The 21478-nt window shown below is 71.2% G+C and carries 19 protein-coding genes; 6 read left to right on the top strand and 13 right to left on the bottom strand.

The window, feature by feature from the left end; genetic code table 11:
* Nucleotides 1–31 precede the first annotated feature (31 nt).
* From AMK31_RS15875 to nsdA, 3 genes are all read right to left on the bottom strand, one after another.
* A complete protein-coding gene (locus AMK31_RS15875) occupies nt 32–370 on the bottom strand; it encodes a P-II family nitrogen regulator (protein WP_003997576.1) in 339 nt (112 codons plus the stop codon).
* Nucleotides 367–1707 carry an ammonium transporter gene (locus AMK31_RS15870; RefSeq protein WP_073941158.1) on the bottom strand — a complete coding sequence of 447 codons (1341 nt, stop codon included), beginning with the start codon at nt 1705–1707 and terminating at the stop codon, nt 367–369. Before AMK31_RS15870 ends, AMK31_RS15875 begins: the two co-directional genes overlap by 4 nt.
* Nucleotides 1708–2041: 334 nt before the next feature.
* Entirely contained in the window at nt 2042–3547 is a 1506-nt protein-coding gene (nsdA, locus tag AMK31_RS15865; RefSeq protein WP_073941157.1) for a transcriptional repressor NsdA, read from the bottom strand.
* Between the two features lie 454 nt (nt 3548–4001).
* Here nsdA and AMK31_RS15860 point away from each other — a divergent pair, with 454 nt between their 5' ends.
* Nucleotides 4002–4664 (top strand): bifunctional DNA primase/polymerase, encoded by a 663-nt coding sequence (locus tag AMK31_RS15860; RefSeq protein WP_073941156.1) that lies wholly within the window; start codon nt 4002–4004, stop codon nt 4662–4664.
* 160 nt (nt 4665–4824) lie between these two features.
* On the opposite strand, the gene ftsY is transcribed toward AMK31_RS15860, so the two are convergent.
* A complete protein-coding gene (gene ftsY / locus AMK31_RS15855; RefSeq protein WP_073941155.1) occupies nt 4825–6042 on the bottom strand; it encodes a signal recognition particle-docking protein FtsY in 1218 nt (405 codons plus the stop codon).
* 170 nt (nt 6043–6212) lie between these two features.
* On the opposite strand from ftsY, the gene AMK31_RS15850 reads away from it, so the two are divergent.
* The gene (locus AMK31_RS15850) at nt 6213–7682 is read left to right on the top strand and encodes a cytosine permease (protein WP_073941292.1); all 1470 of its coding nucleotides are present in this window, start codon (nt 6213–6215) and stop codon (nt 7680–7682) included.
* Nucleotides 7683–7825: 143 nt separating this feature from the next.
* Nucleotides 7826–8797: an LLM class flavin-dependent oxidoreductase gene (locus AMK31_RS15845; protein ID WP_073941154.1), complete on the top strand. Its 972-nt coding sequence runs from the start codon at nt 7826–7828 to the stop codon at nt 8795–8797.
* A gap of 81 nt (nt 8798–8878) precedes the next feature.
* On the opposite strand, the gene AMK31_RS15840 is transcribed toward AMK31_RS15845, so the two are convergent.
* From AMK31_RS15840 to AMK31_RS15820, 4 genes are all read right to left on the bottom strand, one after another.
* The gene (locus tag AMK31_RS15840; protein WP_073941153.1) at nt 8879–10294 is read right to left on the bottom strand and encodes a sugar porter family MFS transporter; all 1416 of its coding nucleotides are present in this window, start codon (nt 10292–10294) and stop codon (nt 8879–8881) included.
* 233 nt (nt 10295–10527) lie between these two features.
* A complete protein-coding gene (locus AMK31_RS15835; protein WP_073941152.1) occupies nt 10528–14700 on the bottom strand; it encodes an AAA family ATPase in 4173 nt (1390 codons plus the stop codon).
* A gap of 208 nt (nt 14701–14908) precedes the next feature.
* Nucleotides 14909–15115, bottom strand: coding sequence for a hypothetical protein (locus AMK31_RS15830; RefSeq protein WP_073941151.1), 207 nt, complete (start codon nt 15113–15115; stop codon nt 14909–14911).
* A gap of 379 nt (nt 15116–15494) precedes the next feature.
* Nucleotides 15495–15776 (bottom strand): acylphosphatase, encoded by a 282-nt coding sequence (locus AMK31_RS15820; RefSeq protein ID WP_073941150.1) that lies wholly within the window; start codon nt 15774–15776, stop codon nt 15495–15497.
* A gap of 172 nt (nt 15777–15948) precedes the next feature.
* Here AMK31_RS15820 and AMK31_RS15815 point away from each other — a divergent pair, with 172 nt between their 5' ends.
* Together AMK31_RS15815 and AMK31_RS15810 are read left to right on the top strand one after the other, a co-directional pair.
* Entirely contained in the window at nt 15949–17064 is a 1116-nt protein-coding gene (locus AMK31_RS15815) for a CAP domain-containing protein (RefSeq protein ID WP_073941149.1), read from the top strand.
* 128 nt (nt 17065–17192) lie between these two features.
* Complete coding sequence (locus AMK31_RS15810) at nt 17193–17669, top strand: hypothetical protein (protein WP_073941148.1); 477 nt, start codon at nt 17193–17195, stop codon at nt 17667–17669.
* A 46-nt stretch (nt 17670–17715) separates the two neighbouring features.
* On the opposite strand, the gene AMK31_RS15805 is transcribed toward AMK31_RS15810, so the two are convergent.
* Complete coding sequence (locus AMK31_RS15805) at nt 17716–18300, bottom strand: flavodoxin family protein (protein ID WP_073941147.1); 585 nt, start codon at nt 18298–18300, stop codon at nt 17716–17718.
* A 168-nt stretch (nt 18301–18468) separates the two neighbouring features.
* On the opposite strand from AMK31_RS15805, the gene AMK31_RS15800 reads away from it, so the two are divergent.
* Nucleotides 18469–18870: a winged helix-turn-helix transcriptional regulator gene (locus AMK31_RS15800; protein ID WP_073941146.1), complete on the top strand. Its 402-nt coding sequence runs from the start codon at nt 18469–18471 to the stop codon at nt 18868–18870.
* On the opposite strand, the gene mutM is transcribed toward AMK31_RS15800, so the two are convergent.
* The 4 genes from mutM to AMK31_RS15780 all read right to left on the bottom strand — a co-directional run bounded on the left by mutM (nt 18843) and on the right by AMK31_RS15780 (nt 21430).
* A complete protein-coding gene (mutM, locus tag AMK31_RS15795; RefSeq protein ID WP_073941145.1) occupies nt 18843–19703 on the bottom strand; it encodes a bifunctional DNA-formamidopyrimidine glycosylase/DNA-(apurinic or apyrimidinic site) lyase in 861 nt (286 codons plus the stop codon). The two genes, AMK31_RS15800 and mutM, sit on opposite strands and share 28 nt — an antisense overlap.
* 77 nt (nt 19704–19780) lie before the next feature.
* Complete coding sequence (gene rnc / locus AMK31_RS15790) at nt 19781–20590, bottom strand: ribonuclease III (protein ID WP_073941144.1); 810 nt, start codon at nt 20588–20590, stop codon at nt 19781–19783.
* Between the two features lie 19 nt (nt 20591–20609).
* The gene (gene rpmF, locus AMK31_RS15785; protein ID WP_003951102.1) at nt 20610–20783 is read right to left on the bottom strand and encodes a 50S ribosomal protein L32; all 174 of its coding nucleotides are present in this window, start codon (nt 20781–20783) and stop codon (nt 20610–20612) included.
* 2 nt (nt 20784–20785) lie between these two features.
* Nucleotides 20786–21430 (bottom strand): YceD family protein, encoded by a 645-nt coding sequence (locus tag AMK31_RS15780; RefSeq protein WP_073941143.1) that lies wholly within the window; start codon nt 21428–21430, stop codon nt 20786–20788.
* Between the last annotated feature and the right edge of the window lie 48 nt (nt 21431–21478).

The raw sequence follows: 21478 nt of genomic DNA, 5'->3' as shown, positions 1-21478 counted from the left end.
ACTCCTGTTCTCTTCGGTCAGAGCGCGTCTGTCAGAGCGCGTCCGGGCCGCGCTCGCCGGTGCGGACCCGGACGGCCGTCTCGACCGGCAGGGACCAGACCTTGCCGTCACCGATCTTGCCGGTGCGGGCGGCCTTGACGATGACGTCGATCAGCTGCTCGGCGTCGTCGTCCTCGGCCAGCACCTCGATGCGGATCTTGGGCACGAGGTCGACGGTGTACTCGGCGCCGCGGTAGACCTCGGTGTGCCCCCGCTGACGACCGTAGCCGCTGGCCTCGGTGACCGTGAGCCCGTGTACTCCGAAGGCCTGGAGGGCCTCCTTGATCTCGTCGAGCCGGTGGGGCTTCACGACGGCGGTGATGAGCTTCATGCGTCCACCTTCTTGGTCTCGGCCTGGGCGACCGGGGCGGCGACGGAGGCGGAGCGGGAGGTGCCGCCGCCGGCGCCGCTGAAGTCGTATGCGGTCTCGGCGTGCTCGGCCTGGTCGATGCCGGCCACCTCGTCGTCCTCGGGGACCCGCATGCCGATCGTCTTGTCGAGGACGAAGGCGAGGATCGCGGAGACGACCAGGGAGTAGGCGAGGACCGCGAAGACACCGGCGGCCTGCTTGCCGAGCTGGGCGGCGTCACCGCCGTAGAAGAGGCCCTTGACGTCGGACTGGCCCTCGCCGGAGGCGAAGAAGCCGACGAGCAGGGAGCCGACGATGCCGCCGACGAGGTGGACGCCGACGACGTCGAGGGAGTCGTCGTAGCCGAACTTGTACTTCAGGCCGACGGCCATGGCGCACAGCAGACCGGCGATGGCGCCGACGGCGATCGCGCCGAGCGGGTCGACCGCGCCACCGGCCGGGGTGATGGCGACCAGGCCGGCGACGGCACCGGAGGCGGCACCCAGCGTGGTGAAGGCGCCGTGGCGCAGCTTCTCGTAGATCAGCCAGGCGAGCATGGCGGCGGCGGTGGCGACCTGGGTGTTGACGAACATCAGGGAGCCGACGCCGTCGTCGTTGCCGAGCCAGGAGCCCGCGTTGAAGCCGAACCAGCCGAACCACAGCAGTCCGGCGCCGAGCATGACCAGCGGCAGGCTGTGCGGGCGCATCGGGTCCTTCTTGAAGCCGACCCGCTTGCCGATGACCAGGATGACGCCGAGCGCGGCGGCACCGGCGTTGATGTGGACGGCCGTACCGCCGGCGAAGTCGATCACGCCCAGCTCGAAGGCCCAGCCGCCGGTGCCCCAGACCCAGTGGGCGACGGGGAAGTAGACGACGGTGGCCCACAGGGCGATGAACAGTGCCCAGGCGGTGAACTTGACCCGGTCGGCGAGGGCGCCGCTGATCAGGGCCGGGGTGATGATGGCGAACATCAGCTGGAAGACGGCGAAGACGAGGACCGGGATGGTGTAGCCGTCCCAGATCGCGTCCTTGTCGATGCCGGTGAAGCCGACGTAGTCCGAGTTCCAGGCGAAGATGCCGCCGGAGTCGTTGCCGAAGGCCATGGAGAAGCCGTACAGCACCCACAGGATGGTGACGATTCCCAGGCTGATGAAGCTCATCATCAGCATGTTCAGGGTGCTCTTGACCCGGACCATGCCTCCGTAGAAGAAGGCCAGTGCCGGGGTCATCAGCATCACCAGGGCGGAACAGATGAGCATGAAGCCTGTGTTGGCGGCAGAGATCTCCGTCTCTGCGGCAAGCGTGATGGCTGGTGCCATCGGCGTCTCCTCGTCGTTGGATACGGCCCCGTGCGGGCGAAGCCTGGAGCGGATTGAGGGGTGGGCCGGTTATGCGCCACGAGATTGGCGCAGCGCGGTTTCGGTGGAAGCCCCTCGTTGTTTCGCCGCCGTGACGAAGGCGCGGTGCGTGTTACGCGTCGATGAATTGGCAGATCTCGGGCCGCGCGATCGTTATCGTGGCGCAACCTTCGAAAGAGATCTTCGGAGGGAGTGAAAACCGGCCGCGGGCGGCCTTCCGATGACCTGGCGTGGGGGAGCCGAGTCGGGCAGTTCGGGAGGGCCGGCCGCGGCCGGGGCTCGGGAGGTTCGGGCCTCAGACCGCCTCGGCGGTCTCGGGCAGCTCGACGGCGAGCTTGTCGGTGAGATCGACGACCTTGGCGAGATCGCCGAAGTCGCGGGCCGCGGTGTCCACGGTCTTTCGGATACGGGTGTTCACGCGCTCGGAGCGGACCTTCTTGGCGACCTGCATGGCCCGCTCGGCGAAGACGGCGCTCTGCTCGGGCTCGCGCTGGAGCAGGTGGACCGTGGCCATGCCGATGAGGTTGAGCGCGTACGAGCGCTGGTGCTCGGAGTCCTGGGCGAACAGCTCGACGGCCCGCCGCATCAGCGGTTCGGCGAGGGAGGCGTAGGTGGGGCTGCGGCCGGCGACGTAGGCGAGGTCGCGGTAGGAGTGGCTGTTCTCGCCGTGCAGCTCGGCCTCGGAGAAGAAGCGGATCCAGTCGGGGTCCGGCTCGTCCCAGTCCTCGGCGTCGGCGAAGGTGTCCTCGGCCATCCGCACGGCCCGTTTGGTCTTGCCGGGCTGGCCCATGTTGGCGTACGCGCGGGCCTCCATCGCATACAGCATCGCCTGGGTGCGCGGGCTCGCGCAGTCGCGGCTGCCGTACTGGGCGAGGTGGATCAGTTCCAGTGCGTCGTCGGGCCGGCCGAGGTGGATCATCTGGCGGCTCATGCTGGAGAGGACGTACGAGCCGAGCGGGCGGTCGCCGGCCTCCTTGGCTGCGTGCAGGGCGAGGACGAAGTACTTCTGCGCGGTGGGCTGGAGCCCGACGTCGTAGCTCATCCAGCCGGCGAGTTCGGCCAGCTCGGCGGCGACCTTGAACAGTTTGCGGGTGGTGGCCTCGGGCTGGGGTTCCTGGAGCAGGTCGGTGACCTCGTGCAGCTGGCCGACGACCGCCTTGCGGCGCAGGCCGCCGCCGCACTGGGCGTCCCACTGCCGGAACATCGCCGTGGTGGACTCCAGCAGGTCCAGCTCGGGCTTGGACAGCCGTCCACGCGCGCGGGCGGCGGGCGCGGACGCGGGTTCCGCCGCGGCCCCGAGGTCTAAGCCGCTGGAGAGCCGGGGGGAGGCGGGGGCCGGGACGAGCCAGCGCTGCATGGGTTCGATGAGGGCCGGGCCCGCGGACAGGGACAGCGAGGTTCCGAGGAAGCCGCGCCGCGCCAGCATCAGGTCGCTGCGCGAGAACTCGCTGAGCAGTGCCACCGTCTGCGGGCCCGTCCAGGGCATGTCGACACCGGTCGCCGAGGGTGACTGGCGGGCGGTGCGCAGGCCCAGGTCCTCGACGGAGACGACACAGCCGAACCGCTCGGAGAACAGCTCGGACAGGATCCGCGGGATCGGCTCGCGCGGGTTCTCGCCGTCGAGCCAGCGTCGCACCCGCGAGGTGTCCGTCGAGATGTGGTTGGCGCCCAACTGGCGTGCCCGGCGGTTGACCTGCCGGGCCAGCTCGCCCTTGGACCAGCCGCTGCGCACGAACCACGAGCCCAACAGCTCATTCGGGCGCTTCTCAGCGTTCGTCCCGCTTCCGCCGTTGCCGCCCACTGGAACGCCCCCATCCCTCAGACCGCTTGTCATCGAGTGCGCCAAGCCTTATCAGAATGCCCGTCAAGTGCGCCGCCCGTCCTCGAGTTCTCACCCTTCGAACGGGAAACCGAGTTGCCTCCGGCATACCCACCAGCGCATGTGCCCCACTTGCTATGCACTCACAGTAATCCTACGATCACCCCTCCAACCATGGCGATTCAAGAAACGCCACCATTCGCCACCCCTTCGAATGAACTCACGGTGGCCTCCACACGATTCACTTGACACATCACGACCAGGAACGGGCGGAGTGAAGTGAACGGGGGCGTGCGCGGCCGTGCGCGCCACCCGGCGGACTTCCGGGCGCCGAGTGAACCGCGCGGCATCGGGCAACCGGGTAGGCGTGGTCACGTTCCGCATTCGTCTCGATCCGGCTCGTAACCACCGCCGCTTCGGACCCGTTGGAGGGGGCATGGGCTTCACGATCGGCAGCAGTCGGGGCATTCGCGACATCCGGTCCGGCTCGCGCCGCCGCGGCCGCTCGTCGGAGTGCACCGCCGTGGCCGAGTACACCGGGCTGTGGGGATGGGACGTCGTGCCGGGCGCGCGGGCAGCCGCGGGCCTGTGCTCCTGCGGCCGCCCCGACTGCCGGGCACCGGGCGCGCACCCGCTCGACTTCGCCCCCCGGGTCCCGGCCGGCGCCACGCTGGACGAGGTGACCGACGCCTGGGCGGAGGTGCCGGGCGCGGCCGTGATGCTGCCGGTCGGGCGGGCGTTCGACGTGATCGAGGTGGCCGAGACGGCCGGGCGGCACGCCCTGGTGCGGCTGGAGCGGATGGGCCTCCCGCTCGGCCCGGTGACCGCCACCCCGGACGGCCGCGCCCACTTCTTCGTCGCCCCCGGCGCCGCCGCCGAGCTCCCCGCGCTGCTCTACCGCATGGGCTGGGACGACCCCGGCCTGGACCTGCGCGGACTCGGCCCCGGTACGTTCATCACCGCGCCGCCCTCCGACCGCGGCGGCCTCGGCCCGGTGCGCTGGCTGCGCTCCCCCGCCCTGGACTCGGCGTCCCGGCCGCCGGAGGCCCGGCTGCTGCTGGGGACGCTGGCGTACGTGGCGCACCGGTCGCGGGCGTAACGCCCCGGTCATGGACCCGGCGCCTCGGTCGCGGGCGTGACACCACACCGGTTGCCCGCTCGACACCGCTGATCGCGCACCGCCGTACGACGAAGCGCCCGCCCCCTTTCGCCGGGGGGCGGGCGCTTCGCGAGCACGTACGAATCTGCGTGGGCGGGGGTCACTCTCCGATGAGGGCGTCGACGAACGCCTCCGGCTCGAACGGCGCGAGGTCGTCCGCGCCCTCGCCGAGCCCGACCAGCTTGACCGGGACGCCCAGCTCGCGCTGGACGGCGACGACGATGCCGCCCTTGGCGGTGCCGTCGAGCTTGGTGAGCACGATGCCGCTGATGTCGACGACCTCGGCGAACACCCGGGCCTGCACCAGGCCGTTCTGACCGGTGGTGGCGTCGAGGACGAGCAGCACCTCGTCGAGCGGGGCGTGCTTCTCGACGACGCGCTTGACCTTGCCGAGCTCGTCCATGAGGCCGGTCTTGGTGTGGAGCCGGCCGGCGGTGTCGATGAGCACGACGTCGGCCGCGATCTCCTTGCCCTCCTTGACCGCGTCGAACGCGACGGAGGCGGGGTCGCCGCCCTCGGGCCCGCGCACGGTGTGGGCGCCGACGCGCTCGCCCCAGGTCTGGAGCTGGTCGGCGGCGGCCGCGCGGAAGGTGTCGGCGGCGCCGAGGACGACGCTGTTGCCGTCGGCGACCAGCACGCGGGCGAGCTTGCCGGTGGTGGTGGTCTTGCCGGTGCCGTTGACGCCGACGACCATCACGATGCCGGGCTTGCGGCCCTCGGGCTCGGTCTTCACGGTGCGGTCGAAGTCGGTGCCGACCAGCGTGAGCAGCTCCTCGCGGAGCAGACCGCGCAGTTCGGCGGGGGTACGGGTGCCGAGCACCTTCACCCGCTCGCGCAGCCGCTCGACCAGCTCCTGGGTGGGCTGGACGCCGACGTCGGCGGTGAGCAGGGTGTCCTCGATCTCCTCCCAGGTGTCCTCGTCCAGGTGCTCGCGCGAGAGCAGCGTGAGCAGGCCCTTGCCGAGGGCGTTCTGGGAGCGGGACAGCCGGGCGCGCAGCCGCACCAGGCGTCCGGCGGTGGGTTCCGGGATCTCGATCGGGGGAGCCTCGACAAGGGGCTCCTCGACGACGGGAGGCTCCTCGACGGCGGTCGGGGCCGAGCCGTCCGGGAGGTCCACCTCCTCTATCGTCCGGCGCGGTTCCTCCTTAGGCGTCTCGGCCTCGTCGCCGACGTGCGGCTCGGCCGGAGGTGCGGTGAGGTCGGGCGTCGTGGGGGGCGGCGGGGGCAGCGACTTCTTCCGCCGGCTGCCGACGATGAGCCCGCCGAGCGCGCCGAGCACGACCACGGCGATGACTACAGCAAGGATGACGATGTCCATAACGCGTCCAGTATCGGCCATGGGGGTCCCCCGGACCCTTCTTGTGGCTTCCTCCGAGAGACAAAAGACACCTGTGGGTGCGAGTCGGACCAAAGTACAATGGCACAGACCGCGTCAACGCGCGTAGAGTCCCGTCATCCCCCGTCCCCCCACCGCTAGGCATGTTCTTCATGAGCAAGACCGCCGAGGCCGAAGGCGCTCTCGAAACCCGCGGTATCGAGCAGGTACCGGACGACGAACGCACCGCCAGGACCCGCGAGCTGTTCCCCACCTGGGTGGGCGCCAACATCAGCGTGCTGCTGCTCACCATGGGCGCCAGCCTGGTCGTCGCATACCACCTCAACATCTGGCAGGCGCTGGTCGTCGCCGCCGTCGCACCTCTCGTGTCGTACGGGCTGGTCGGGCTGATCGGCATCGCGGGCAAGCGGGGCGGCGCGCCGGGCATGGCGCTGTCCCGCGCCGTCTTCGGGCAGCGCGGCAACCTGCTGCCCGGTTCGCTGATCTGGGTCGCCCGCTGGGGCTGGGAGACGATCAACGCGGTGACCGGCGCCTACGCCATGCTCACCATCCTGGACATCGTGTTCGGCATCGGCGCGAACAGCGTGCTGGACATGGTGACGCTGCTGGCGTTCGTGGTCGCGACGTTCGCGATCTCCGGGCTCGGCATCAACGCCGTGCAGAAGTGCAACAAGTACGCGACCTACCTCTTCGGCGCGTTCTCGGTGCTGGTCCTCGGCTATCTGGCGGTGAACACGGACTGGTCGAAGGTGCTGGACCACTCCGCCGGTTCCACGGCCGCGGTGATCACCGGTATCGGCATGATCGCGGCGGGCGGCGTCAGCTGGATCCCGTCCGCGCCGGACTTCACCCGCTATCTGCCGCGTACCGCGTCGTCGAAGGCGATCGTGGGCACGGCGGTGGGCGGCGCCGGTGTCGTCGTGCTGCCGATGGTCCTGATGGGCGCGGTGATGGCGGTGTCCACGCCGGACCTGGCCTCGGCCGCCGACCCGGTCTCCTTCCTCGGCGAGATCCTGCCGACCTGGATCGCGGTGCCGTACCTGCTGATCGCGCTGATCGGCATGCTGCTGATCAACGCGATGTCGATGTACTCGGCGGGCTTCACCGCGCAGACCCTCGGCATCAAGGTGCCGCGGCACTGGGCGGTGTCGGTGAACGCCCTGATCTCGCTGGTGTTCGGCGGGGTGCTGATGCTGGTGGCGACGAGCTTCATGGGTTCCTTCATCGCCTTCCTGTCCCTGCTGGCGGTGGCGTTCTCCGCCTGGGTCGGCGTGTTCGGCGCGGACATGCTGCGGCGCACGGAGTACGACGGCCGGGCCATGGCCGACACCACGCGGACCAGCGCCTACTGGTACCGGGGCGGCTTCTCCCCCGCCGCGGTGACCGCCTGGGCGGTCGGCCTGGTCGCGGGCCTGCTGTTCACCACGTCGGACTGGTTCACCGGCCCGCTCGCCACGAACAACGTGATCGGCGAGTACGGCCTCGGCTGGGTCGCCACGATCGTGATCTCGGGCCTGCTGTACCTGGCCCTCCCGAAGCCGGCGGTGACGCCGTCGACGACGGCCGCCGCGCCCGCGGCGCCCGCGGAGGCTTCCGGGCAGCTCACGGCGACCCGCGCCTGACGAAGCGGCCGACGCCGAGCATCACCGGTCGGCGCCCGAGCCGTCGGCCGGTGTCCGGGAACCGCCGGAACGCGGTCATGGCCATCTGACGTACCGTCAGCTGCTGTCCCCCTCCACCGATCCGCACCGGAGGGGGACTTCCCATGCCCGTCACGGTCGTCCGCTCCAACCCGGTCGAGCCCCGCGCCACCCCCGCCTCGCTCGGCGCCCGCTACCGGGCCGCGCTGGAGATGGCCGCGTACGCCGACACCCGCGGTGTCACCACCGTGCAGACGGAGGAGCACCACGGCGTCGCCGACGACTGGCTGCCCTCGCCGTTCGTCTTCGCGGGCGCGGTACCGGGCGCGACCCGGCGGATCACGGTCACCGTGTCGGCCGCCATCGGCCCGCTGCACGACCCTCTGCGCCTCGCCGAGGACATCGCCGTACTGGACCTGCTGAGCGGCGGCCGGCTGGTGACCGTCGCCGGGATCGGCTACCGGGCCGAGGAGTACGAATGCGCGGGGGTGGCCTGGGCGCGGCGCGGCCGGCTCCAGGACGAGCTGCTGGAGACCCCGCTCAGGGCCTGGACGGGCGAGGAGTTCGCCTACCGGGGCCGTACGGTACGGGTCACCCCGCGCCCCTTCACCGAGCCGCACCCCCTGCTGCTCGTGGGCGGCTCCTCGCGGACCGCCGCCCGCCGCGCCGCCCGGCTCGGCCTGCCTTTCTTCCCCAGCGCGCATCTGCCGGAACTGGAGGCGTACTACAAGGAGCGGCTGGTGGAGTACGGCACGCGGGGCTGGACGATGATGCCCGCCGCCGAGACGCCGCTGCTGCACCTCGCCGAGGACCCGGACCGCGTCTGGGCGGCGTACGGCGAACACTTCCTGCACGAGGCGCGGACGTACGCCTCCTGGCAGGGCGCGGGCATCCGCTCGGCGGTGCGGTCGGCGGCCGGGACCGTGGACGAGCTGCGCGCGGAGGGCGTCTACCGGGTGCTCACCCCCGACGAGTGCGTGGCGCGGGGCGCGGACCAGCTGGTGCTGCATCCGCTGGTCGGCGGGATGCCGGTGGACGAGGGCTGGCGCAGCCTGCGGCTGCTGTGCGAAGACGTACTGCCCCGGCTCGGTGTCTGAGCCGGGGCAGTACGTCTTACGGGTGTCGAGGAGCGGGCAGCGGGGACTTGGCCCGTCTCCTCGAGTTCTCGAGGGGCCGGATCAGCCCATCTCCTCCAGCTTCTTGCCCTTGGTCTCGGGCACGAACTTGAGGATGAACGGAATGGAGAGGAAGGCGAACACCGCGTACATGACGTAGGTGAGCGACAGGTTCCACTCCGAGAGGTCCGGGAAGGTGATGGTGATCACCCAGTTGGCGATCCACTGGGCCGAGGCGGCCACACCGAGCGCCGCCGCGCGGATCTTGTTCGGGAAGACCTCGCCGAGCATGACCCAGACGACCACACCCCAGGACAGGGCGAAGAACAGCACGAACGCGTTGGCGGCGATCAGCGCCACGTAACCCTGCGCGGTGGGCAGCGGGTCGTTGCCGTTCTGGAAGGAGAAGGACCAGGCGGCCGCCGCGAGCGAGATGCCCATGCCGACCGAGCCGATGAGCGCGAGCGGCTTGCGGCCGATGCGGTCGACGAAGATCATCGCGATCACGGTGCCGATGATGTTGATGATCGAGGTCTCGAACGAGTAGAAGAAGGAGCTCGACGGGTCGACGCCGACGGACTGCCACAGCAGGTTCGAGTAGTAGAAGATGACGTTGATGCCGACCAGCTGCTGGAAGACGGAGAGGCCGATGCCGATCCAGACGATCGGCAGCAGGCCGAAGCGGCCGCCGAGCAGGTCCTTGAAGGTGGACTTGTGGTCGCCGCGCATCGCCGTGTCGATCTCGGTGACGCGGGCGTCCAGGTCGATGTCGCCCTCGACGTCGGCGAGCACCTTCTTGGCGTCGGCGATACGGCCCACGCTGATCAGGTAGCGGGGGGACTCGGGGATGGCGAAGGAGAGCAGGCCGTAGATCACGGCCGGCACGAGCATCACGCCGAGCATCCACTGCCAGGCCTCGAACCCGGCGACCTGCCCGCGCTCCTCGCCGTCGGCCAGGTTGAGGATGGCCCAGTTGACGAGCTGCGAGACGGCGATGCCGATGACGATGGCGGCCTGCTGGAACGAGGCGAGCCGGCCCCGGTAGGCGGGCGGGGCGACCTCGGCGATGTAGGCCGGGCCGATGACCGAGGCCATACCGATGGCTATGCCGCCGAGCACCCGCCAGGCGGCGAGGTCCCAGGCGGCGAACGGCAGACCGGAGCCCACGGCACTCACCGCGAACAGCACCGCGGCGATCTGCATGACGCGGATACGGCCGATCCGGTCGGCGATCCGGCCCGCGACGGCGGCACCCACGGCGCTGCCGAGCAGGGCGCAGGCGGCGACGGTTCCGGTGGCGCCCGAGCTGAGATCGAAGCGGTCCTGGATGCCGCCGTTGGCACCGTTGATGACAGAGCTGTCGTAGCCGAACAGGAATCCGCCCATGGCGGCTGCGGCGGTGATGAAGACGACGTGCCCGAGATGTTCGGGGTGCGCCGACTTGGCTCCTGACTGAGGTGCCTGCGCTGTGCTGGTCACGTGGGTAACTCCTCGGGCCACCGGCAACGCTGCCGGCGTGGGGGCGAAGTTCACGCCGCTCAAACCTGAAGGTAAAAGCGACGTTGCAGAGACTATGCCTTCAGGTTTCGAAGTCAATAGACCAAGACCTGTGAATTTTTAGCCACGGCGTGTCAGGCTTGCGTTCACTTCTTGAAGTGATCAAGAGAGAGACAGGTGGACAGTGGTGTAGACCGGTGCCCCGAATCGGGCGATCAACGCAGCCGCTGGCTGATGACCTTCGACACACCGTCGCCCTGCATGGAGACGCCGTACAGCGCGTCGGCGACCTCCATGGTCCGCTTCTGGTGCGTGATGACGATGAGCTGCGAGGCCTCCTGCAGCTCCTGCATGATCCGGATGAGCCGCTGCAGGTTGGTGTCGTCGAGCGCGGCCTCGACCTCGTCCATCACATAGAACGGGCTGGGCCGGGCCTTGAAGATGGACACCAGCAGCGCCACGGCCGTCAGCGACCGCTCCCCGCCCGAGAGCAGGCTCAGCCGCTTGACCTTCTTGCCCGGCGGACGCGCCTCGACGTCCACGCCGGTGGTGAGCATGTTCTCCGGGTCGGTCAGCACGAGCCGTCCCTCACCGCCCGGGAACAGCCGGCTGAAGACGCCCTCGAACTCCCGCGCGGTGTCCCGGTAGGCCTCGGTGAAGACCTGCTCGACCCGCTCGTCGACCTCCTTGACCACCTGGAGCAGGTCCGCGCGGGTCTTCTTCAGGTCCTCCAGCTGCTCGCTGAGGAACTTGTGGCGCTCCTCCAGCGCCGCGAACTCCTCCAGGGCGAGCGGATTCACCTTCCCGAGCTGCTGGTACGCCCGTTCGGCCGCCTTCAGCCGCTTCTCCTGCTCGGCACGCGCGAACGGCCTCGGCTGGTTGCGGGGATGCTCCGGGTCCTCGGGCAGCTCCTCGCCCTCGGCGGGCGGGGACGGCGGTACGGGCTGATGGGGGCCGTACTCGTCGACGAGCCCGGCGGGCTCCACGCCCAGCTCCTCCAGCGCCTTGGTCTCCAGCTGCTCGATCCGCAGCCGCTTCTCCGCACCCAGCACCTCACCCCGGTGCACGGAGTCGGTCAGCTTGTCGAGCTCCGCCTTGAGGTCACGGCCCCGGGTGCGGGCGGCGCCCAGCTCCTGCTCGCGCCGGGCCTTCGCCGCCTCGGCGGCGGCACGTTCCCGCTCCGCGCGGGCCAGGGACACCTCGACGTGCGCGAGCAGCTGCCGGGCACCCGAGGCGACGGCCTCGGCGACGGCCGCCTCATGGCGCAGCCGGGCCCGCCGCTGCTCGGCACGCGCGCGTGCCTCCCGCTCGGCGCGGGCGGCACGGTCGAGCGAATCGGCCCGCCCGGCCAGCCCCTTGACCCGCTCCTCGTGCGTACGGACCTGAAGGCGGGCCTCCATCTCGGTCTGCCGCGCGTTGGCGCCGTCGGCGGCGAGACGGTCCCGGACCGAGGTGTCCGGCTCCTCCTCGAACGGCATCTCCTCGGCCACGGCGAGCCGCTCGGCCAGCTCCTCGACCTCCTGGAGCGCCTTGTCCAGCGCCTCCTGCGCCCGCGCGGCGGCGGCCACGGACCGCTCCGCCTCACCCGCGGCGCCCCGCGCCTGCCCCGCGAGCCGGCCGAGCTGCTGGGCCACGGCCGACTTCTCCCGGTCGGCGGCCCGCCGCCGCTCCCCCAGCTCCTCGACGAGCGCGGCGGTCTCGGTACGCCGCTCGGCGGCAGCCCGCTGCGCCTGTGTCAGCTCCTCGCACCGCACCGCCAGCTCCGCCAGCTCGGCGGCGGCCTCGTCCACGGAGGCCTGCACCTCCAGCAGACTCGGCGCCCCGGCGGACCCGCCCTGCGCGAAGTGCGCCCCGAGCAGATCGCCCTCGGCGGTCACCGCGGTCAGCTCGGGCCGCGCGTACACCAGCTCCTCGGCGTCCGCCAACGTCGCCACGACGACGATCCCGCGCAGCAGACGCCGCACGGCGGGCACCAGCTCGGCGGGGGCCCGGACCAGGTCGGCGGCGGGGGTTGCGTTGGTGGGGATGGGGGTGGAGTGGGGGGTGGCTCGCTCGGCGAGGTGGTTGGACGCCGGTGCGCTGCCGGCGCCGGGGTGGATGCGGGTGCCGTCGGCGGAGGAGCCGGCGGTGGCACGCGCGGCGAGACCGTCGGACACCGCGCCGCTTCCTGCGCCGGGATGAGTGCCGGAGCCGTCGGCGGAGGAGCCGGCGGTGGCACGCGCGGCGAGACCGTCGGACACCGCGCCGCTTCCCGCCCCGGGATGAGTGCCGGAGCCGTCGGCGGAGGAGCCGGCGGTGGCACCCGCGGCGAGACCGTCGGACACCGCGCCGCTTCCCGCGCCGGGATGAGTGCCGGAGCCGTCGGCGGAGGGGCTGGCACCAGGCCCCGCAGCGAGGCCGTCGGAAGCCGCTCCGCTCCCCGCCCCAGGGTGGGTGCCGGTGCCACCGACGGAGGAGCCGACGCCCGCCCCCGCCGCGAGGCGGTCGAACGCCGTTCCGCTTCCCGCGGCGCCAGCCAGCTCCGCCGCGGCGGGCCGGAGGTCGCGGCGCCCCGCCGGGTCCGCGTGCTCCGGTGGCCCGGCGATTCCTGCCGCCGGCCCGGCGATTGCCGCTTCCTCCGGTGGCCCGGCGATTCCTGCCGCCGGCCCGGCGATTGCCGCTTCCTCCGGTGGGCCGGCGACCAGTAGGGCCGCCCGGCCGCCGTCCTGTTTGCGCAGGAGGCGGATCGCCTCGGCGGCCGAGGCGGGGGTCGTCACCGCGAGCGCGTCGGCGGCGGCGCCGAAGGCCGCGGCGAGGGGGACCTCGTAGCCCGGGGTGACGGACAGGAGTTCGGCGGCCGGGCCGAGCAGTCCGCTGAGACGATCCTGCGCGGCGAGGAGCGCGCCGGTTCCGTCCTTGCGGCGCAGGCCCAGGGCCAGTGCCTCGTGCCGGGCCTGAGTGGCGGCCCGGCTGCGCTCGGCCGTGGTGAGGGCCTCGCGGGCCGCGGTCAGCGCGGCCTCCGCCTCGGCCAGCCGCGCCTTCGCCGCCTCGTGCCGTTCCGCCAGCTCGGCGTCGCCCGCGTCGAGCCCGTCGACCTCGGCCCGCAGCGCCTCGTACTCCTCCTGCGCGGCGACGGCCCGCTCCTGCGCCTCGTCGCGTGCGGCGGCCAGCCGGTCGATCTCGGCCTGCGCGGAGGCCGCGCGCGACCGGGCGGCGTTGACCTGGCCGTTCAGCCGGGCCAGCCCCTCGCGCCGGTCGGCGATGGCCCGCGCGGCGTCCTTCAGCCGGCGTTCCTCGGCAGCCAGCTCGCGCTCCAGTTCGGCACGGTGCGCGACCGTGTCCTCCAGCGCCCGCTGCGCCGCCTCAAGGGCCGCCTCCAGCTCGGCCTCCTGCTCGCGGATCCGGGCGGCCTCGCGTTCCAGGTCCTCGGGGTCGCGGCCGCGCCGCTCCTCCAGTGGTGCGGAGGTGGCGCTCTTCACCCGCGCCTCGGCCAGCGAGATCGTGCCGCGCACCCGCTCGGCGAGCTGGGACAGCTCGTACCAGGTCTGCTGGGCGCGCTGCAGGCGCGGGGTGAGCCGGCGGACCTCGTCCTCCAGCAGGCCCTCCCGCTGGAGCGCCTTGCGCAGCTCCTGCTCCGCGGCCTCCTTGCGTTCCTTCAGCGCGGCCTCGTCGGCGACCTCGGCCTGGAGTGCCTCGCGCAGTCGTACGAGATCGTCGGCGAGGAGGCGCAGCCGGGCGTCACGCAGGTCGGCCTGGATGACGGCGGCGCGCCGGGCGACCGCGGCCTGCCGGCCGAGCGGCTTGAGCTGGCGGCGCAGCTCGTCGGTGAGGTCCTGCACGCGTGCGAGGTTGGCCTGCATCGCGTCCAGCTTCCGCAGCGCCTTCTCCTTGCGCTTGCGGTGCTTGAGGACGCCCGCCGCCTCCTCGATGAAGGCGCGGCGGCCCATGGGGTCGGCGTGCAGTACGGAGTCGAGCTGGCCCTGGCCGACGATGACGTGCATCTCGCGGCCGATGCCGGAGTCGGAGAGGAGTTCCTGGATGTCGAGGAGGCGGCAGGTGTCGCCGTTGATCTGGTACTCGCTGCCGCCGTTGCGGAACATGATCCGCGTGATGGTGACCTCGGCGTACTCGATGGGGAGGGCCCCGTCGGAGTTGTCGATGGTCAGGGACACCTCGGCGCGGCCCAGCGGGGGGCGGCCGGTGGTGCCGGCGAAGATGACGTCCTCCATCTTTCCGCCGCGCAGCGACTTGGCGCCCTGTTCACCCATGACCCAGCTGAGCGCGTCCACGACATTGGACTTGCCCGAGCCGTTCGGTCCGACGACGCACGTGATGCCCGGCTCGAACCGGAGCGTGGTGGCCGAGGCGAACGACTTGAACCCACGGAGGGTCAGGGCCTTGAGGTGCACGCCGCTGGACTCTACCTTCCGGGGAAGTCTCACTCCATGAACGCGCGGTTTCACCGGTGAACGCGCAGGGCAGACCAAACGTTAAAGAAGCTGAAAGGATGCGCGGGGGAAAGAAAGAAGGGACGCCGGAGCGTCCCTTGCAACTTCTGACAACAGAGCGGTTGATACGGGCAGCCCAACCACTGCGTGTCGTTGTGCGATGCAGTGATCAGGTGAGCGCAGGCTCCGCCTGGTGTGCGTCGACGCTCTCCATGATCCTGTCGTGGTGAGAAGCGGCAGCCGCCAGCGCGTCCTTCTCCGCCTGAATCCGTACGATCTCGGATTCCAGGTCCTGGACGCGCTGCTGGAGCCGTCGCATCTCGGCGAGGAGTCGAGGGTCGGAGCCGCCGACGTAACCGAGAAGCGCCTTTGCCATGATGGATGGTCCTCCACAATGAGTGACCGACCGAAGCGGTGTGGGTCGTGAGGGATTCGCACCCGCGGTGCTTGGCACTTTGGAGTTATTGCTGCCGTTCATCCATGCCAAACAGCTAAGGTGCGCGGGGCTTTCAGCGTCTCACCAAAAAGTTTGACGGTCAACACGATCACGCCCCGTATTGACGGGCGACCCGGGGGCGCGCGGCCGTGAAGCGGCGGCGCTGCGACTCCTGCGGGGCCTCAGGGCGTGGCGATCATCTTTCCGTGCGGAGCCTGCCACGGCAAGGGCTTCTTGGCAACCACCTGGGACTTTTCCTGCCGGGCAGCTGCCCCCGGCATGTCCCACCCGCGCGCCGGAGCCGCCGGCCGGTTCAGGATCAGCGGATCGCGAAGCCGTCGTAGCCGCCGCGGGGTGTGTCCCAGATCTCGGTGACGCCGTCCACCCGCCCGGGCGTGTCGTCACCCTGGAGCCAGCCCAGCAGTCCCTCACAGCCCTCACGCGCCCCTTCCGCGACCACCTGGACACGGCCATCGGCCAAATTGAGAGCAAAACCACTCAGGCCGCCGATCTCGAGCGCCTTGGCGCGCGTGAACCAGCGAAAACCCACGCCCTGCACGTTTCCACGCACCCAGGCGACCAGCCGCACATCCTCGCTCATAGGTGCAACCTAACCGGGCAATGTCTCTCCGGACACTTCCTCCCCCACCGTCATGCGGTACCGTCCAGCCCCAAACCCATCTCATATGAAAGTCACCCGATCGGGTGGGTTTGGTTGACCGCCGGACGAGTCGACCGCGAGGACGAGCACCAGGGACGAGGAAGGCCAGTACATGGGACGCCACCGACGCTCCGACGCCGGCCGCGCCGCCACGGGCCGCGCCACGGGGAGCACGCCGGTACCGGGCTCGGGCACCGGGACCGGTGACCCGCGCCGCACCCAGGCGGGCGGTCACCCCGAGCCGGGCATCGCGCCCTACCTGAACCCCGAGGCCTACGCGGAGGTGCAGGCCCGCAGCGACGCCTACCTCTTCGCCACGGACGACGCCGGCTCCGCCGCCGACACCGCGGTCCTGCCGGCCGCCGACGGCTTCAGCCCCGACGGCGGGCCCCGGCCCGGGCGCTCGCACCGCCGCAGGAAGAAGACCGTGACGCCGGTCCGCACCGGACTGCTCGGCGTCTCCGCGGCCGTCGCCATCGGTGCGGTCGCCGTCGCCGCGGGCGTGCTGCCCGGCGGCGAGAACTACACGCTCGGCGGCAGCGGCGGCGACAAGGTGCAGGCCACCGACGGCGGCGCCGGCAACACCGGGGGCCCGCTCGGCGGCACCTCCGGCACCGCCGAGACCCAGACCGGCGACACCCCGGCCGGCGGGAGCACCCAGGGTTCCGCCTCGCCCTCGGCGCCCCCCTCCAGCCCGTCGGCGTCGCCGACCACCGAGAAGCCGTCCGCGAAGCCCTCGCAGACGCCGTCGGCCACCCCCTCGAAGAAGCCGAAGCCGACCCCGACGCAGACGCCGTCGCGTACGCCGACCAAGGCACCGGAGCAGAGCGCCCCGGTCACCGTCTCCCAGGAGGCGGCCGCCGAGGCGGCGGTGCTGAAGCTGGTCAACGAGGAGCGGGCGAAGGCCGGTTGCCGCCCCCTGGCCGCGAACAGCGCGCTGTCGAAGCTGGCCCGCGACTTCAGCGAGGACATGGCGACCCGCGGCTTCTTCGACCACACCGACCCCGGCGGGGCGACCCCCTGGGACCGGGCCGAGAAGGCCGGCATCAGCGACCTCGGCGGCGAGAACATAGCCCGCGGCCAGGCCGACGCGGCGGCCGTCATGCACGCCTGGATGAAGAGCCCCGGCCACCGCGCCAACATCCTGAACTGCGAGTTCACCACCCTGGGCGTCGGCGTGCACTTCGGCTCGGGCGGGCCTTGGTGGACGCAGGACTTCGGCTACTGACACGACCCGACGGCGGCCCGGGCACTGCGTCAGGGCTCCCGCCGAGGCCCGACACACCCCCTGTGTCCCGGTTTGCCATCTTCGCCACGAGCGGTTACCTCTAGGGCATCTATCGGGAGGTAGCGGGCATGCAGGCGTGGCAGGTCGGTCTTTCAATCGCCGCCTTCGGGGCCGTCGGCGGGATCGGGAGCGCGCTGCTCTCCGAGGACCGAGGGTTCGTCTTCCCGTACCCGGTGCGCTCCCCCGGGAACAGTCACACCATCTACAGGCCCGGGCTCCTCGGACAGATGCTGGTGGGCGCCATCGCCGCCTTCGCGTCCTGGGGGCTGTACGGGCCGTTGAGCGGCGCAGCCATCCTCGGGGACGAGGGCAACCCCTACCGGTTCAGCTACGGCGTCACCGCATCGGGCGTCGCGGGTGCGCTCCTCGTCGGCGTCGGCGGGGCCAAATGGCTGGCCAACCACGTCGACAAGCAGCTGTATCAGGAGGCTGCCACCACGGCCGCGGGGAAGGCCGGCGGGCCCGGTGACGTACGGAGGATGGGTAACGCCATGCCCAGCGAAGCAGTGGCTCTCGCCGCCGAGCTGCCCGACTCCAGCCCCTGACAGGTCACTCGGACCGAGCCGGCTTCTCCGGCGCCGGCCCCGGCCGTCACACCGCCGCGAGACCCTTCACGAACACCCGCGCGGTCTCGGCAACCCGGCGGCCCAGGTGCTCGGCGGTCGCGATGTCGGACTTGTGGACGGAGTCCGGGCCCTCGTCGATGTTGGTCTGGGCGCCCGCGCCCGCGAAGATGCCGAGGCGGTTGAGGTCGTTCTCGGAGCCGGCACTGTTGTTCCAGCCCGGGTGCAGACCGAGGTTGACCCAGTGCATGCCGTGCTGCGCGGCGAGGATCTGGAAGAACTGCAGGGTGTGCAGCTTGTCGCCGCTCTTGGCGCCGGAGTTGGTGAAGCCGGCGGCCAGCTTGTCCTTCCAGTCCTGGCCGAACCAGCGCTTGGAGGTGGCCTCGGCGAAGACGTGGAAGGCGCCGGAGGCGGTGCCCATGTAGGTCGGCGAGCCGAAGACGATGGCGTCGGAGCGGTCGAGCACCGCCCACTGCTCGTCGGTGATCTCGTCCACCTTGATCAGGTGCACCTCGGCACCGGCCTCGGCGGCGCCGGCGCGGACGGCCTCGGCGAGGACGGTGGTGTGGTCGTAGCCCGAGTGGTAGGCGATGGAGACGACGGGGGTGGTCACGGAAGTGCTCCTTCGGGGACGCGAACGGGAGCCGCCGGGCGGTCCGACAGGGCACCGGCGGCAGGACACCGGCGACGGGGGACGGCACCGGCGGCACGCACCAGCAGAGCACTAACTTTTAGAAAGCGCAACCCCTAAGTTTGCGCTGCAATCCCCTAAGCTGGACGCATGACGACCACGCAGGGGTACGCGCCGGAGCAGGACCTCCCGTACAACGTGTTCTCCAAGGCCTGCCCCTCGCGCGGCACGCTGGAGCACGTCACGGGACGCTGGGGCGCGCTCACCCTGGGGGCGCTGCACGGCGGCTCGTTCCGGTTCAACGAGCTGCGCCGCAGGGTCGACGGCGTGAGCGAGAAGATGCTGTCCCAGACGCTGCAGGCGCTGGAGCGCGACGGGCTGGTGCACCGCGAGGCCCAGCCGACCAACCCGCCCCGGGTGGACTACGAACTGACCCCCCTCGGCCGCGAGGTCACCGAGCGGCTGATGAGCCTCATCCACTTCGTGGAGGGCCGCATGGACGACGTCCTCGCGGCCCGTGAGCGCTACGACGAGACGCGCGGCGGGCGCTGACAGCGCGGGCAGTAGTAGCTGGAGCGGTTCATCCACGGACGGCGGCGCATCGGCGTACCGCACCGCTTGCAGGGCAGTCCCTCACGGCCGTACGCGTCGAGGGACCGGTCGAAGTAGCCGGACTCGCCGTTGACGTTGACGTACAGGCTGTCGAAGCTGGTGCCGCCGACCGCGAGCGCCGCGTTCATCACGTCCCGGACGTGGCCGAGCAGTTCCCGGGTGCGCGGGCGGGTGAAGGTGGAGGTCGGGCGGTCGTAGTGGAGGCGGGCACGCCACAGCGCCTCGTCGGCGTAGATGTTGCCGACGCCGCTGATCAGCGACTGGTCGAGCAGGGCCCGCTTGATGGTGCTGCGCTTGCGGCGCAGCGCCTGGTGGAAGGCCTCCTCGTCGAACAGCGGGTCGAGGGGGTCACGGGCGATGTGCGCGATGACGTCGGGCAGGCCGTCCGGGGTGGTGTCGTGCAGTGACAGTCCGCCGAAGGTGCGCTGGTCGACGAAGCGGAGTTCCGTGCCGAGGGCGTCGGTGAAGCGCACCCGGATGCGCAGATGCTTCTCGTCGGCGGCCTCGTGCGGCTGGACCAGCAGCTGGCCGCTCATGCCGAGGTGCGCGAGGACGGCCTGTCCGGTGTCCTCCAGGGGCAGCCACAGATACTTGCCGCGCCGGCTCGGGACGCCGATCCGGTGGCCCTTGAGGCGGTGTGTGAAGTCGTCGGCACCGGCACCGTGCCGGCGCACCGCACGCGGGTGCAGCACCTCGGCGTCGGCGACGGTCCGGTGGGCGACCCACCGCTCCAGGCCGCGTCGGACGACCTCGACCTCGGGCAACTCGGGCATGGCAACCCCCGTGGAAACCGATGGATGAGACGAGCGCCCGCCCCAGGGATATGGGGGCGGGCGCTCAGTCCTTGGTGTCAGGCGTTCGCCGACGAGGTGTCGGCTTCGCCTTCCCCGGTGGCCGGAGCGATGTCGACGGCGTTGACGCCCGCCGCCTTGGCACGCTCGTCCGCCGCGGCGCGGATGGCCCGCCAGGCGGACTCCGCGGCCTGCTGCTCGGCCTCCTTCTTGCTGCGGCCGGTGCCGGTGCCGTACGAGACGCCTCCGACGCGGGCGGCAGCAGTGAAGGTCTTCTCGTGATCGGGGCCGGTCTCCGTGACCAGGTACTCGGGCACGCCGAGGCCTTCGGTCGCGGTCAGCTCCTGGAGGGAAGTCTTCCAGTCCAGGCCGGCGCCGAGGTTGGAGGACTTCTCGATCAGCGGGTCGAACAGGCGGTGCACCAGCTCCGCCGCCGAGTCCAGGCCCTGGTCGAGATAGACAGCGCCGATCACCGCTTCGAGGGTGTCGGCGAGGATGGACGCCTTGTCCCGGCCGCCCGTGCCCTCTTCACCACGGCCGAGCCGGATGAAGGAGCCGAGGTCCAGCGTTCGTCCCACCTCCGCCAGCGCGCGCGAGTTGACCACCGCGGCCCGGAGCTTGGCCAGCTGGCCCTCGGGCAGGTCGGGGTGGGTGCGGTACAGCGTGTCCGTGACGACGAGGCCGAGCACGGAGTCCCCGAGGAACTCCAGCCGCTCGTTCGTCGGCAGACCGCCGTTCTCGTACGCGTAGGAACGGTGGGTCAGCGCTCGCACCAGAAGGGCGGACTCGACCTTGTAGCCGAGCCGCCCTTCCAGAAGCGTGTGGGACGAGGCCTGGTTGTCCGCAGAGTTTTTCTTCGGCGTGGACACAGTGCCTCTCACCAGCCGCTCAGACCTCGAGGACCTGGCGCTTGTTGTAGGTGCCGCACGACGGGCACGCGATGTGCTGCTGCTTGGGCTCGTGGCAGCGCTCGCACGCAACCAGGGTGGGGACCGCAGCCTTCCACTGCGACCGGCGGTGGCGCGTGTTGCTGCGCGACATCTTCCGCTTCGGAACAGCCACGGCTACTTCTCCTGCTTCTCGTCGACGCCCGCTTCGGCGCCGCTCATCTCGTCCTTCTCGCCGTCTTCGAGTGAACCGGCGAGTCCCTGCAATGCCGCCCAACGGATGTCGACGGCGTCGTGGTGGTGGTCCGGGTCGTCCGCCAGCCGCGCTCCGCACTGGGAGCACAGGCCCGGGCAGTCTTCCTGGCACACCGGCTGCATCGGCAGTGCGAGCACCACCGCATCACGCAGCACAGGTTCGAGGTCGAACAGGCCGTCCTCGAGAAAGAGCCTGTCCTCGTCTTCCTCGGCGTCGTCGGCCGGTTCCGCTTTCACACGGCCCCGGTCGTCGGCGTCAGGGTACGAGAACATCTCCTGGAAGTCCGCTTCGAGCTCGAGCTCCAGCGGCTCCAGACACCTTACGCACTCCCCCTCGGCCGTTGCACGGGCGGTGCCTGTGACGAGCACCCCTTCCATGACCGACTCGAGTCGGAGTTCGAGCTCCACCGGGTTGCCTTCCGGCACTCCGATGACTCCCTGGATACCGAGGTCCCGGGGGGCGGAGATCTCGCGGGTCAGGCGCTGCAGCGCGCCTGGACGCCGGCCCAGCTCGTGCGTGTCGAACACGAGAGGGTTGCGGTGGTCGAGGCGGGCGTGAGGAGCCATTCCTGCTTTCGATCTTCCGAGCTCGGACGGACGCCGCCCTTCGGTGTT

This window comes from Streptomyces sp. TSRI0107, from assembly GCF_001905845.1.
In the GTDB taxonomy this organism is placed as follows: domain Bacteria; phylum Actinomycetota; class Actinomycetes; order Streptomycetales; family Streptomycetaceae; genus Streptomyces.
The sequence above is the reverse complement of the archived record's forward strand: the minus strand, read 5'-3'. Positions and strand labels throughout refer to the sequence as shown.